The sequence below is a fragment of the Streptomyces aurantiacus genome (genome assembly GCF_027107535.1).
Classification (GTDB): domain Bacteria; phylum Actinomycetota; class Actinomycetes; order Streptomycetales; family Streptomycetaceae; genus Streptomyces.
The window spans coordinates 856,897-870,434 of record NZ_CP114283.1 but is presented as its reverse complement, the minus strand read 5'-3'; the positions used below and the strand labels follow the sequence as shown (position 1 = coordinate 870,434).

Genomic DNA, 13,538 nt, shown 5'->3' with positions numbered 1-13,538 from the left:
CTTGCGTCCCGTGAACGCCACCGACCGCACCCCCGCCGACCTGCTGCGATCCGCGCTCGCCGCGGATCCCGCACGCCCCCTGGTGACCTTCTACGACGACGCCACGGGCGAACGTGTCGAACTGTCCGTGGCCACCTTCGCCAATTGGGTGGCCAAGACCGCGAATCTGCTCCAGGGCGAACTGGGCGCCGAACCCGGTGAACGCGTGGCGCTGCTGCTGCCCGCGCACTGGCAGACGGCGGTGTGGCTGCTCGCGTGCTCGTCCGCGGGCGTGGTGGCGGATGTCGGGGGCGACGCGGGTGCCGCCGATCACGTGGTCGCCGGACCGGGCCGGTTCGAGGCCGGCCTCGCCTGTTCCGGGGAGCGGGTGGCGTTGTCGCTCGCGCCGCTGGGTCGCCGCTTCGCGCAGCCGCCGGCCGGGTACGCCGACTACGCCGTCGAGGTGCCCGGTCAGGGTGACGCCTTCCGGCCGTACGGCCCGGTGGACCCGGAGAGTGCCGCGCTGGTCGTGGCCGGGGCGGAGCTGACGGGGGCGGAGGTCGTCGAGCGGGCTCGGGCCGACGCTCCCGGGCTCGACCTGACGGGGCCCGGGTCCCGGCTGTTGTCCGCGCTCTCGTACGACACGTGGGACGGGCTGAGCGCCGGCCTCTACGCGCCGCTGGCCGCCGGCGGGTCCGTGGTGCTGTGCCGGAACCTCGAAGAGCTCGGGGGCGACGCGCTGGCCAAGCGGATCGAGAGCGAGCGGGTCACCTCCACGGCTCGCTGAGCGGATTCGCCGCCCGGGCGGGGGCGGTTTCCCTCGCCCGCGCGGCGGGCCGGGAGACCTCGGCCCGCCCGCCCCGCCGCATCCCCCGCCCCGTCCCCCGTTCGGCCCCTCCCCCGAAGCCCCCCGCCCCCGGCCGGGTGATGGTCGTAGGGGCAGGTTCCGAACGGCAGGAGGGGTGGAGCGTGGCGTGAGCGGTAACGGAGGCACGCACGGCGAGGGGGTGGTCGGGCCCGGCGTGGGCGCGTCCGCCACCGGAGCCGGTGCCGCCCGGCGCCGCCGGCGGTGGCTGCGGTACGCGGGCATCGGCACCGCCGTGGTCCTCGTGGCCGCGGCGGGAGCCGGGTGGGCGGTGTACGAGAAGCTGAACGGCAACATCACGTCGGACGACGACACCGCCGCCGAGCTCGCCCGGTACGACAAGGAGCGGCCCACCTCGCTGGTGCGGGACGCGCAGAACATCCTGCTGATCGGCTCGGACTCGCGGTCGGGGGACGGGAACGGCAAGTACGGCCGGGACTCCGGCACCGAGCGCTCCGACACCACGATCCTGCTGCACCTGGCGGCGAACCGGCGCAGCGCGACCGCCGTCTCCCTCCCCCGCGACCTGATGGTGGACGTACCGAGCTGCCGCCGGCCCGACGGCACCCGCACCGAGCCCCTGTTCGCGATGTTCAACTACGCCTTCCAGAGGGGCGGTTCGGCCTGCACGATCCGGACGGTCGAGAAACTGACCCGCGTTCGGGTCGACCACCACATGGTGGTCGACTTCCACGGGTTCAAGGACATGGTCGACGCGGTGGACGGCGTCGAGGTGTGCCTCAAGGAGCCGATCGACGATCCCGCGGCCAAGCTGCGGCTGCCCGCGGGCAAGGTGCGGCTCAACGGCGAACAGGCCCTCGGCTATGTACGCGCCCGCAAGACCATCGGCGACGGCAGCGACACCGACCGGATGGACCGCCAGCAGCGTTTCCTGGGCGCGCTGGTCAACAAGGTGCGCAGCAACGACGTCCTGCTGAATCCGGTGAAGCTCTATCCCGTGCTGGACGCGGCGACGTCGTCGCTCACCACCGACCCCGGGCTGGCGAGCCTGCGGGGCCTTTACGACCTGGTGCGCGGCATGCGCAACATCCCCACCGAACGGGTGCAATTCCTCACCGTGCCGAGGGAGTCGTACGCCTACAACGCCAATCGCGACCAGCTCGTGGAACCCGAGGCGGAGAAACTCTTCGAACGGCTGCGCACGGACGCGCCGTTGGAGGTCACCAGGGAACTTCCGGAGGATTCCGGCGAAAAGTGGAGCCGTACGACACCGGGTGAGAGCGAGGGCACCGAGGACACATCCGGTGACTCACAGGGCGATTCGTACGACTACGCGCCTTTTCAGCAGGGTGACGAGGGCCAAGAAGGGCGCTACGAACGCGACTCGGGCCCGGCGGAACCGCAGGACGGCACATCAGGCGCAAAACGGCCCGCCGGTCCTTCGCCCGCCACGAGTCCCGCGCCGACTTTCCGGGGGAACACGGCCGCCGAGGACGCGTGCGGTTGACGCCCGAACAGCCCTCTGAGTAAAGGGCGCACCAAGAGAGGGAACGTACGTTCAAAGAATTGGGTGGATTGCCCGGTTGTAGGGACGTGGAATTTGTCACCGTCGTCGCTTGACGCCGAACGGGGCGGATAGTGTGAGCGATCCGGTGCACCCGGCCACGAGGTCTGTCCTGAGGTCGCGCACTGGTTGGACCGACTGACCGAGCGTCTTTTGAGGGGGAAAGACGCCGCGTGGCCCCGACGGAGGACTCAAGCAACCGTGGACGCGCAAGGCCGTGGGCGGGCGGACGATATCGACCCCGCAGACCAGTGGGTACTCAACCCGAGCACCGGCGACTACGAACTGCGACTGCAGGCTTCCGCACCGCAGTCAGCGGTCCCCGGTCCCCGCGCTCGCAGAACGGCGGGCGGTGCCACGCCCTCGCGGGGGCGCGCGGCGCCGGGCCGGGAGCGACAGCGGACACCGGAGGAGGCGCCGGAGCCGGGCGTGCCCGGACCGCGCAGACGACGCGCGCCGCAGGGCCCTCCGCCCGGCCGCCGCAAGGGCCGGCCCAACCAGTCCAGGGGCAAGAAAATCCTGGTCTGGACGGGCGGCACGATGGCCTTCCTGCTCGTCGGCGCCAGTACGGCCGGGTACCTCTACTGGAAGCACCTCAACGACAACATCACGTCCGTCTCCGACGACGGCGCGGGTACCGGCGGCTTCAGCAAGGACCGGGCGATCAACGTCCTGCTGGTGGGCACGGACAAGCGCACGGGTAGCGGGAACAGTGGCTACGGCGACTCCGGAAGCGCCGGGCACGCCGACACCACGGTTGTGCTGCACGTCTCGAAGGACCGCACGAACGCGACCGCGTTGAGCATTCCGCGCGACCTGATCACGGATATTCCGGACTGTCCGACGACACAGGAGGACGGTTCGACCAAGGTCATCCCTGGGCAACCGGGCATCCGCTTCAACAACAGCCTCGGTCAGGAAGGGCGGACGCCGAGTTGCACGATGCGGACCGTCACCGAGCTGACCGGTATCAAGCTGGACCACTTCATGATCGCCGACTTCAATGCGGTCAAAACGCTGACCACGGCGGTCGAGGGCGTCGACGTCTGCCTGGCCAAGGACATCGACGACCCGGATTCCAAGCTCAAGCTGTCCAAGGGCAAGCACAGCATCGAAGGCGAAGAAGCACTCGCCTTCGTCCGGACCCGTCACTCCGTGGGCTTCGGCGGCGACCTGAGCCGGATCGAGATCCAGCAGCAGTTCCTCAGCTCGCTCATGCGCAAGCTCAAGTCGAAGGGCACCCTCACCAGCCCGACGAAACTGGTGAAGCTGGCGGAGGCGGGCACCCAGGCGCTGACCGTCGACTCGAAGATCAGCAGCATCACCAGGCTCCGTGACCTGGGCCTGGAACTCGGGAAGTTCGATACCAAGAACCTGTCCTTCACCACGGTTCCGGTGATCGACAACCCGGCCGAGAAGGTCAAGGCGACAGTCGTCCTCAAAGAGCCGAACGCCAAAGAGCTGTTCAGCCTGATCAGGAACGACGTGTCGCTCACCGCGGTCAAACAGCAGAAGAAGAAGGAGAAGGCCGAGGTGGCCGCTCGGCTGAAGGGGGACAGGGCGGCTGCGGCCGACGTGCGGGTGCAGGTGTTCAACGGCGGCGCGGCTGCGGGCTCCGCGCAGGAGACCCTGAGCTGGCTGCAACTCGAGGAGGGCGTACTCAAGTCGGAGAACGGGGGAAACGCCGGCAAGAGCATCGCGAAGACCACACTCGAGTACGCTCCCGATCAAGCAGACCAGGCACGCAAACTCGCCGACGTCATGGGGTTGGCGGCCTCGGCCCTGAAGCCGGGCAAGAGCGTCAAGAACTCGCAGGGACTGCCAGCGATGACCTTGACGCTCGGTGAGGATTTCCAGGGGGCTGGGGTACCCCTCACCGTTCCGGCGACAGCACCGGAAGAGATCGACAAGTCAACAGCTGACAAAGCTGTCTGCGCCAAGTGACCTGACGGGCCTGCCGTGCGTCTAACAGGACGCACGGCAGGCCCGTCGTTGGCAGCAGGCGCAAGGGTGGGGAGGCAGGGAGATGACGCAGAGCAGTCTGCGTGGGGAGGGGGCGCGATCACGCGCCCGATATGACAGAGAGCCCGGCGCGGACGACAGCCCGCGCGACCCGGGCGGCAGAGACGATTCTGCAAGCGATCCGCGTGGCGGAAGACGGCATCGCGGGGGCGGGGGTGGTACAACGGCGCCCCACCGAAGACGCCGGGTGCTTCGCTGGTCGGCGACGGTGCTGGCCGTGCTGATACTTGGCACCGCCGGGGCGGGATACCTCTACTACGAACACCTCAACAGCAAGATCAAGAACGACGATCTGAACCTGGGCGACAAGGAGCTCGCCGAGCCGACGCCCAATGCGGCCGGTCAGACTCCACTGAACATCCTGCTCATCGGCTCCGACGCGCGGGATTCCAAGGCGAACCAGAAATTGGGCGGTGCCAAGGAGACATTTGGCGCGGCTCCACTCGCGGACGTCCAGATGTTGCTGCACGTGTCCGCGGACCGCAGCAACATGTCGGTGATCAGCATGCCCCGCGACACACTGGTCCAGATCCCCAAGTGCACGGATCCCGACAACGACAAGGAATACCCGGCAAGCAACGGCCGGACGATGACGAACCAGAGCCTGGGGCACGGCGGCCCCGGTTGCACGGTGGCCACCTGGCAAGAACTCACAGGCATCCGCATAGACCACTTCATGAAGATCGACTTCGCGGGTGTGGTGGCGATGGCCGATGCCATCGGCGGTGTGCCGGTGTGCGTGGACGCCAACATCTACTCCAAGAACAGCAAGGGCGAGGGCTCGGGCCTGAAACTGGAGGAGGGCACGCATCCGGTGAAGGGCAAGCAGGCCCTGCAGTGGCTGCGTACGCGCTACGGGTTCGAGGACGGCAGCGACCTCGCCCGCGCCAAGGCGCAACACCAGTACATGAACTCGATGATCCGGGTGCTGCGGAAGAACGCCACGCTGAGCAGCCCGAACAAACTGCGCAGGCTCGCCGAGAAGGCCACCGAGGCCATCACCGTCGACCCGGAGCTCGACACGGTCAAGAAGCTCTACGACCTCAGCAACGAGCTGCGGAAGGTGGAGCCGAAGCGCATCACCATGACCACGATGCCGAACCGGTACGTCGGCGTGCGGGTGGAGCCCACGGAGGATGCACAGAAGCTCTTCCGGCTGGTGCGTGAGGACATCGCACTGGACGGTCAGGACAAGAAGAAAAAGGAGACCGAGGGCTCGGACGATCCGTCGGCCGCCGAAGACGAGATCGCGGTCCTGGTGCAGAACGGCACGCGCACCGCTGTTCTGGGCCCGGCCAACGGGCGCGCGAACACCGTGGCGGGGCTGCTTGTGCAAGAGGGCTTCACCCAGGCCGCGGCCGACACGACCGCCGCGCTGAGCGAGGACAGGACGGTCGTCCGCTACCCGAAGGCCGACCTTGAGGGAGACGCCCAAGCACTCGCCAAGTCCCTCGGGATCCCTTTGAGTTCGGTGGAGAAGTCGACGAACGTCTCCGGCGTCACGCTGGTCGTGGGCGCGGACTGGCGTGAGGGCGACACCTACCGGGCCCCCAAGGAGGACGACAGGACCCCGGAGTCGGCCGAGGCACTCAACGGCGCGAACGACGAGGCCTGCATGCACGTGAACCCGGCCTTCACCTGGTCCTGACAACGGGCCCCTCCCCTGTCGGGGAGGGGCCCGCGCGGAGTCCCTCGGGTTCTGGCGGGTCCCCCGGGAGCCCGGGTCACCTCACCGCCAGCGGAACGAGGCGTTGTCGTTATAGGTGTTCACGAGCTGGCCCTTGGAGTTCGGGGCACCTACGTCGTACGCACCACCGTAGTTGGAGTTGAAGTACGAAAGCCCCGCCCGGTCGTGGGAGTTGGCCCAGGACGCCGCGTTGTTCTTGACGCTCTGGCCGACGCCGGCCGTGCCCAGGCCCCAGTCGGCGAAGTTCATCGGGAGCCCGGTGCCGTTGTAGTCGCCCCAGTTGGGGACGTTCCCTCTTGCCCCGGTGGCTCCGCCCTTCTGGCCGGAGTTGTAGTACAGGCAGTACATCCCTCCGATGACGCCACCGCAGATGTCGGACATCGCGGCCTGGGCCGGGGCCGCCATGGTCAGAGGGCCCAGCGTGCCTGCTGCGAGGACACCACCGGCCACGAACAGTGAACGAAGACGCATGGTTACTCCCGTGTCGGTTGTGTCTGAGGGTCAGCGCCAGCGGAAGGACGCGTTGTCGTTGTAGGTGTTGGAGAGGTTGCCCTTGTCGCGCGGCGGGGCGACGTCGGAGGCGCCGCCGTAGTTCTGGTTGAAGTACGAGACACCGGTCTTGCTGTCATGGCTGTTCGCATAGGACGCGGCGTTGTTCTTGACGGGCATGCCCACACCGTTGCTGCCCTGGCCACCATTGGTGAAGAAATGGTTGGCCCAGTTCGGCTCGTTGTCGTAAGTGGCGGTCCAGCCTCCCGCCTGGTTGGAGTTGTACCAGAGGCAGTAGTCGACATCGATGACACCGCCGCACAGTCCGTCAGGGATGCTGTCCGCCTGGGCGGGCGCCGCGGTGGCCAGCATGCCGAGAGCCCCGGCGGCCGCCAAAGCGGCGGTGAGAGCGGAAGTACGGAAACGCATGGGATGGGTGTCCCTTCTGTTCTGCGGATGGGGGGTGTTCTGGCTGCGACGGTTCACCGGGATTCGCCCATCTCAGCCGCGGCCTTCTTGAGCTGGTCCGTCTTGTGCTGCTTGATCCGGGCGAGTTCCTCGGCGTTCTTCTCGATCTCCGTCCGCTGCCATTCGGACTCGACGTCGAACCAGGTACGTACGAGTCGGGTCTTCTTCTTGCATTCGACGTCCGCTCGGGCCGTCGAAATCTCTGCGGGACTTGTCTTCTCGGACCCGAACTCGGGGTCGTCGATGGCGTCCATGGGTGAGGCGTAGCGATACCCCTTGGCCGCCAGGCATGTGGACCACGAGCGGAAGACAGCAAGGACGCGCGGGTCCTTCTGGCTCCGTACGTAGCTCTCCATGTTCAGTTCGCGGGCGATCTTGTCCGGGCCGAACTCGGCCTTCTGACCCGCCAGTCGCCGCTTGGCCTCACCGATGCACCCGCCGTCGGGGTCGAGTGAACCGTCCGCGAGCGGCTTGCCGGCGAGCGCGACCCGGCCCGCCTCACCCAGCGACTTGATGGCCGACTCACCGGCCTTCGGGGTCGGGAAGTGGTAGCCGTACTCCGCGGCCGTGTGCGAGTTGGCGATGCCGTAGCGGCGGTCCATGACGGCGATGTCGGGGGGCTGCACGTCGTCCGGGCGGTAGTCGAAGCCGGACCGCTTCATACAGCGCTGGGCCAGGCTGCTCATCGCGTCCGTCAGCAGGCCGAGTTCGGACTCCGAAAAGATGTAGCCCTCGATGGGCAGGGCCAGATCCGCCGTAAGACTGGCCGACTTGGGCGCGATGGAACTGTCCGGCTTCTCCGGTACGGCTGGTGCGTCACCATCACCGGAGCAGCCCGCGAGAAGCAGGGCCGTGGCCAGCAGTGCAGTCGGGGTCGTCTTTCGCACGTCTCTTCCTCGGGCGGCGTGGAGGGCTGGGGTTCGAACAAGTCAGGGTGCGGGGTATCTCAACGGCGCAACGCCTCCGCCGGTTGGATACGGCTGGCGCGCCACGCGGGGTAGAGACCCGCGAGAAGCCCGGTGACCAGGCCGATCGCCGGGGCGGCGACGACCGTTGCCGGGTGGATGACCGGTGTCCAGTCGCGGAGCACCGCCATGGCCACCACGGTGACCGTGCCGAGACTGGTGCCGATCAGTCCGCCGAGCGCGCCCAGCGCACCGGACTCGGCCAGGAACTGCACGGTGATGTGGCGGCCACGGGCGCCCAGCGCCCTGCGCAGGCCGATCTCGCCGGTGCGTTCCAGCACGGCCACCAGGGTGGTGTTGGCGATACCGACAGCGCCGATCACCAGGCAGATGCCGGCCAGCAGCATGAAGAGATCGTTGAGGTCGGACGTGACGTTGCCGCGCAGGCTCCTGGGATCGGGCGGTGGTACGACCTTGAAGTGCTCCGGGTGAGCCGGATCGAGTGCCAGCGCCGCTTCCGAGGCAATCTGCCGGGCCGCTCCGAGATCGGTCGCAATGAGCATCTTGGCCCGCTCGCCACTCTCGGGGCTGCCCCAGATCTGCTCGGCGGCGGTCCGCGGCACCACCACCGACAGCAGCAGATCCGCCTTGCGCTCGACATCCGCGACGATGCCGATGACGGTGAACGCCTGGTCTCCCACGAAGACCGCCGGAGCGGTCTCCAGAGTCACGATGCCAAGCCGCGCGGCCAGGCCCGAGCCGATCACGGCCACGTTCTCGCCCCGTCGGTCGTGGTACGCGTCGAACGTCCGGCCCTGGGCGAGCACCGGCCCCGCCGCGGCGAGGACGCCGGGGGATGCAGCGACCACCTGGGTCCGTTCCCCTTCACCACCGGCTCCGGGAGGCGCAGCCGAGACGACATCCTCCGGATTCAGGCGCACCGGCCAGTACACGCCCGCCTCGCGCACCCCGTTGAGTGCTTCGATACGGCGGTCCGCGTCGGCCGGGAAGGCGTTGTCCAGGAACTCGGGCTGGTCGCCACCTGTGTCCTCGACAGTGACCTCGGTGGCGGTCAACTCATTGAAGCGGGAATCGATCTGCGAGGACGTGGTGGCGGTGAGCCCGAGGACCGCGACGAAGGTTCCGACGCCGAGGACGGTGCCGAGCGCGGTGAGGGCGGACCTCGCGGGTCGCTGCAGGATGCCTGCAGCGGACTCGGAAAACAGATCGCGCGGGCTCAACCGGGACCTGTCGGCACTCAGAACGCGATGACGCTTCGTGCGGCTCGTACGACCCGGTATCGGCACCTTCACGCGGCGGTCACCTGCTCGCTGAGCACGCCGTCCCGGATGGCGACGGTGCGCTGGCCGCGAGCCGCGACCTCCGGGTCATGTGTGATCACCACGAGGGTCATGCCACCGGCGTGGAGTTCGTCGAGGAGCAGGAGGATCGACTCGGCCGTCGTGGTGTCGAGATTGCCCGTCGGCTCGTCGCACAGCAGCAGCGAGGGGCGGGCGACCAGCGCACGGGCGATGGCGACGCGCTGCCGCTCGCCTCCCGACAACCGGGTGGGCAACGCGTCGGCGCGATGGCCGAGGCCGACCTGCTCCAGTGCCTCGCGGGCCCGCTGCTCGCGATCGCGGCGCGCGCCGGCGTTGTAGACCATGGCCAGCATCACGTTCTCGACCGCGGAGCGGTGCGGCAGAAGATGGAAACTCTGGAAGACGAACCCGATTCGCCGGCCGCGCAGTCCGGTGCGGTCCGCGTCGGAGAGCGTTCCGGTGTCGATGCCATCAAGGAGGTAACTGCCCTCGGTGGGCCCGTCGAGCAGCCCCGCGATGTTGAGGAAGGTGGACTTGCCGGAGCCGGAGGGGCCGACGACCGTGACGTACTCACCGCGGCCGATGGCCAGTTCGCAGGCCTTCAACGCCCGGACCGGAGGCGGACCGGGATAGGTGAGGCCGACGCCCCGGAACTCGACAACCGGGGGCGGGATGGTGCCGGCGGTCACCGCGAGACACCGACGACGACCTTGTCGCCCTCCGCGAGTCGCGCCCCCTTGACGGGGGTGACCTCGGTGTAGCCGTCTCCGGCGGTGCCGGGCCTGACCTCGATGCGCCGTCGCTCACCGGAGCGGTCCAGGACGGTGACGGTGGTGCGGGAGTCGGCGCCGGCGGAGAGGGCGGACACCGGGACGACAAGCACCTTCTTGCCGGACGAAGCGGCCTCGATGGTGAGCCGCACGTCCTGGCCCGCCAGACGGGCGGGCAGTGCGGAGTCCGACTTGACCACCACCGCGTAGCCCTGTCCTCCCGCGGTGGTCGTCGTCTCTTTGTCGTCGCCCTCGGGTGCGGCAGGGGCGCTGGCAACGGAGGAGACCTTGCCGGTCACCTCGTCGCCGTACACCTCTGAAAGCACCTTGACCTGCTGGCCGGGTTGTACAAGATCCTTCTCCTGGGCGCCGAGCGAGCCTTTGATCACCAGTCGGCCCGCGGAGACCGTCGCCAGCTTCTCGCCGACCTCGCCGCCGATCCTGGCGGCCATGACGTCGACGCGGGCGGGGAATCCTGAGAGGAAGACCACCTCGGAGGCGGGCACCATTGGTCCCGACACCTCCTCGGCCTCGGTGAGCCGGGCCCGGGCCTCGGCCAGGTCCTCACGGGCGTAGCGGATCGCGTCCGCGCCCGTCTCCCCGGCCTTGCCCTCCTCGTCGGTCTTGCCCGACTCGCCGGATGCTGCCTTGAGCAGCCCGTCGAGCTGCCGCTGGGCCTGCTTCACCTGGTCCCGGGCGGCGCTCACCGGGTCGCCGTCCCCGCCCTCGCCGGTTCCTCCGGCGGCGACGGCTTCGTAGCCGATGGCGGCGTAGAGAGCGGCGACGGCCTGCTTGGTGCCGGGGCCGAAGGTGCCGGGTGTGTCGGTTCCGGTGGAGTGGCCCAGCGTCCGCAACGCCTCCTGGAGCTGGCGTACATCATTGCCGTGGGTGCCCGGCTTGAGGTCCCGGTAGACAGGGAGTTTCCCGGGCAGGGCGAACACGGGCCGGCCGGATATCTCCACGAGGACGCGGCCGGCCTTGAAGGTCTGGCCGGAACGCACCATCACCTTGGTGACAACGGGTGTGGCGGAGTCCGCCAGGGCGGCGCCGACAGGTGCGATGTCGACGGTCTGTGAGGCTGAGACGGCGCCACGGGTGACGACGGTGTCCGAAAGTACGCGCCGCTCGACGGGTGCGGTAAGGACGTCGCGGGCCGGCGGACCGGCGTCGGCAGCGGCCTGGGCGGGTGACTTCACGAAGGTCGAGGTCCACACGGCGGCGCCCGCGAGCACCACGGCACCCGCCGCCAGGGCGGCTACGGCTCGTTTGCGCCGTGACAGCCCAGAGCTCTCCTGCGAATCCCTCAAAGGTTCCCCCAACCCGGAAGCGGCATTTCCGACATTCAAGACCATGCCGCCATGCTCGCGTCAAATGTGATCACCGCAGCGCGAGCACTGTCAAGCGCGTTCCTGCGTTGTGAAGTTACTCGCCATTAACTTTCGGCCATCATGATCGACTTCTGGCCAAACAGGCTTTCGCAATTGCCCTGCGGGGGGCGAGTCGTGCCAAGATCCTCTGCGGTTCACACCCGAACATTTGTCCAGGGGGAAGTTTTCATGCGTATTGCGGCAAAGATCGCCGGTGTTCTGTTCGCGGCCGGCACGGTGGTGGCCACGGCCGTCCCGGCTCAGGCCTACTCGTTCGACAACTACAGGGACGGGAAGTGCGTGGCTGAAGAGCTGTGCATGTACTACCACTCCACGTCCTACTCGTCGTCGTCCTTCATGGACTACTACGACGAGGAGCCGTCCCACCACGACGACAGGTTCCTCGCCTCGGGCTCCGGTCAGGGCCAGGTCGTCGGCAACAACTCGTCGTCGGCGAAGTGCTGGGGCACCCGCTACAACTACGCGATCTTCTTCAACTCGGACTTCAAGGGCGAGCGGCACAACCACACCTGCGACGGCGTGCGCCGCAACACCCCGGGCTGGCTGCAGAACAACAACGCGTCCAGCTACGAGCCGTTCTAGAGCACGGGGCACGTCGTGCGCACCACCCGGATCGGCCTGGCGCTGCTGTGTGCCTCCGTCGCGCTGAGCGGCTGCTCCTCCTCGGACCCGGACGAGCGCGTCCGGTCCGAGGAGGCCCCGCCGGTCGACTTCAGTGATCCGCCCAATGTCTCGGCCACACCGACCATGGGCAGTTCCCGCAGTCTGGAACTCCCTTTGGAGGCGTACTCCTGGACGGACGAGGAGGAGCGAACCCGGCGTCGGGGTGAGGATCTCATCGCCGCCGAGTGCATGCGCGGTTTCGGTTTCGATCTGGAACCGCGCCCGGTGTACCGGGGCGACAAGGCGCTACGGGACGCGAACCGCTACGGCGTCACCGATCCGGACAAGGCCTCGCGGTTCGGCTACCGGATCGACCCAGCATCCCGTGGACCCAAGCCTCCCGAGGAGGACTACTCTCCCGCGGAGTCGCTGGCGCTCTTCGGCCCGCAGGACGGGAAGAGCGGCCGGAAGACGGCCGACGGCAAGTCCGTCCCCAAGGGCGGTTGCTGGGGCAAGGCGCTGCGCGAACTCGCCGCCAACGGGCCCAAAGTGCATCCGGACAAGGAGGAGTTCGCCAACCATCTGGCCGTCTTCACCTTCCAGGAGGCCCAGAAGGATTCCCGCGTCAAGCGGGTGTTCGCCCAGTGGTCCGACTGCATGAAGAAGAAGGGCTACGACTACAAGATGCCGATGGCCCCTGTGGAGGACAGGAGCCTCCAGGCCTCCGAGACCGCTTCGGCCCGGGAGATCCAGGTGGCCGAGGCCGACGTCGCATGCAAACGCGAACACAATGTCATAGGGGTCTGGTACGGGGTCGAGGTGGCCTACCAGGAACGGGCCATCGAAAAGAACCAGCAACAGCTCGACACCCTCAAGAAGCGCAAAGAAGCCATCCTCAGGGCCGCGGCAGCGGCAGGAACCCGCTGAAGGGGCCCGCCTGCGACGCGCTCGTGCCGACTTGACGGTGTTCGTGGCGCCCCGGCCGTGACGGTGATGTCACGGCCGGCACCTTCGAACGACCCCTAACGGAACCCGGAGAACACAGATGAACAGATGGACCACACTCACCGCCGCGGCCGCCGCCGCGGCGACCTCCGTACTGGCCTTCTCGGGCAACGCGAACGCGGCCGGAGCCAACGTGGCGTACAACGGGGCGTGCGGTTCCGGCTACTCGGTCGTCAACTCGGCGAACATGCAGTTCGGTGCGGGCACCGTCTACCTGACGTACAACGGCTCCACCGGGAAGAACTGCGTCGTCACGATTCAGACGGAACAGAAATACAGCGGCCCGATGACCGCGAAGATCCGTCGCACCGGCTCGTCCAGCTGGACCACCGACTCGGGCGACTACCGCTACTACGCCGGCCCCGTGTACGTGTCGGCCGCCGGCTCCTGCGTCGACTGGTACGGAAGCTACTTCTCCAACTACGGGTCCGGCTCCGCGACGAACTGCGGCTGACGCAGTGCCTCGACCGGGGTGGTGCACAGCCCGCAGTGGGCTCCGCGTCACCCTGG

Annotated in this window: 13 protein-coding genes; 7 read left to right on the top strand and 6 right to left on the bottom strand. The window is 68.2% G+C overall.

Annotated elements, in window-relative coordinates; all coding sequences use genetic code 11:
* Nucleotides 1-10 precede the first annotated feature (10 nt).
* The 4 genes from O1Q96_RS05680 to O1Q96_RS05665 all read left to right on the top strand — a co-directional run bounded on the left by O1Q96_RS05680 (nucleotide 11) and on the right by O1Q96_RS05665 (nucleotide 6,039).
* On the top strand, nucleotides 11-766 hold the full coding sequence (locus tag O1Q96_RS05680; protein WP_269247128.1) for a TIGR03089 family protein: 756 nt from the start codon (nucleotides 11-13) through the stop codon (nucleotides 764-766).
* A 187-nt stretch (nucleotides 767-953) separates the two neighbouring features.
* Entirely contained in the window at nucleotides 954-2,312 is a 1,359-nt protein-coding gene (locus O1Q96_RS05675; RefSeq protein ID WP_419586428.1) for an LCP family protein, read from the top strand.
* 258 nt (nucleotides 2,313-2,570) lie between these two features.
* Nucleotides 2,571-4,313: an LCP family protein gene (locus tag O1Q96_RS05670; RefSeq protein WP_269247127.1), complete on the top strand. Its 1,743-nt coding sequence runs from the start codon at nucleotides 2,571-2,573 to the stop codon at nucleotides 4,311-4,313.
* An 82-nt stretch (nucleotides 4,314-4,395) separates the two neighbouring features.
* Entirely contained in the window at nucleotides 4,396-6,039 is a 1,644-nt protein-coding gene (locus O1Q96_RS05665; RefSeq protein WP_269247126.1) for an LCP family protein, read from the top strand.
* A gap of 81 nt (nucleotides 6,040-6,120) precedes the next feature.
* Here O1Q96_RS05665 and O1Q96_RS05660 read toward each other — a convergent pair whose 3' ends face one another.
* From O1Q96_RS05660 to O1Q96_RS05635, 6 genes are read right to left on the bottom strand one after another with little or no spacing between them, the layout of a single operon-like run.
* Nucleotides 6,121-6,549, bottom strand: a complete 429-nt coding sequence (locus O1Q96_RS05660; protein WP_269247125.1) for a hypothetical protein — start codon at nucleotides 6,547-6,549, stop codon at nucleotides 6,121-6,123.
* A 30-nt stretch (nucleotides 6,550-6,579) separates the two neighbouring features.
* Nucleotides 6,580-6,996, bottom strand: coding sequence for a peptidase M23 (locus tag O1Q96_RS05655; RefSeq protein ID WP_269247124.1), 417 nt, complete (start codon nucleotides 6,994-6,996; stop codon nucleotides 6,580-6,582).
* A gap of 53 nt (nucleotides 6,997-7,049) precedes the next feature.
* Complete coding sequence (locus O1Q96_RS05650) at nucleotides 7,050-7,922, bottom strand: hypothetical protein (protein WP_269247123.1); 873 nt, start codon at nucleotides 7,920-7,922, stop codon at nucleotides 7,050-7,052.
* 59 nt (nucleotides 7,923-7,981) lie between these two features.
* On the bottom strand, nucleotides 7,982-9,241 hold the full coding sequence (locus tag O1Q96_RS05645) for an ABC transporter permease (protein ID WP_419587037.1): 1,260 nt from the start codon (nucleotides 9,239-9,241) through the stop codon (nucleotides 7,982-7,984).
* Nucleotides 9,242-9,249: 8 nt separating this feature from the next.
* Nucleotides 9,250-9,951: an ABC transporter ATP-binding protein gene (locus O1Q96_RS05640; RefSeq protein WP_269247122.1), complete on the bottom strand. Its 702-nt coding sequence runs from the start codon at nucleotides 9,949-9,951 to the stop codon at nucleotides 9,250-9,252.
* Nucleotides 9,948-11,339 (bottom strand): peptidoglycan-binding protein, encoded by a 1,392-nt coding sequence (locus O1Q96_RS05635; protein WP_269247121.1) that lies wholly within the window; start codon nucleotides 11,337-11,339, stop codon nucleotides 9,948-9,950. Before O1Q96_RS05635 ends, O1Q96_RS05640 begins: the two co-directional genes overlap by 4 nt.
* Nucleotides 11,340-11,588: 249 nt before the next feature.
* Here O1Q96_RS05635 and O1Q96_RS05630 point away from each other — a divergent pair, with 249 nt between their 5' ends.
* From O1Q96_RS05630 to O1Q96_RS05620, 3 genes are all read left to right on the top strand, one after another.
* Nucleotides 11,589-12,002: a hypothetical protein gene (locus O1Q96_RS05630; protein ID WP_269247120.1), complete on the top strand. Its 414-nt coding sequence runs from the start codon at nucleotides 11,589-11,591 to the stop codon at nucleotides 12,000-12,002.
* A 15-nt stretch (nucleotides 12,003-12,017) separates the two neighbouring features.
* Nucleotides 12,018-12,950: a hypothetical protein gene (locus tag O1Q96_RS05625; protein ID WP_269247119.1), complete on the top strand. Its 933-nt coding sequence runs from the start codon at nucleotides 12,018-12,020 to the stop codon at nucleotides 12,948-12,950.
* 118 nt (nucleotides 12,951-13,068) lie between these two features.
* Nucleotides 13,069-13,482, top strand: a complete 414-nt coding sequence (locus O1Q96_RS05620; RefSeq protein ID WP_269247118.1) for a spore-associated protein A — start codon at nucleotides 13,069-13,071, stop codon at nucleotides 13,480-13,482.
* Nucleotides 13,483-13,538: the final 56 nt, after the last annotated feature.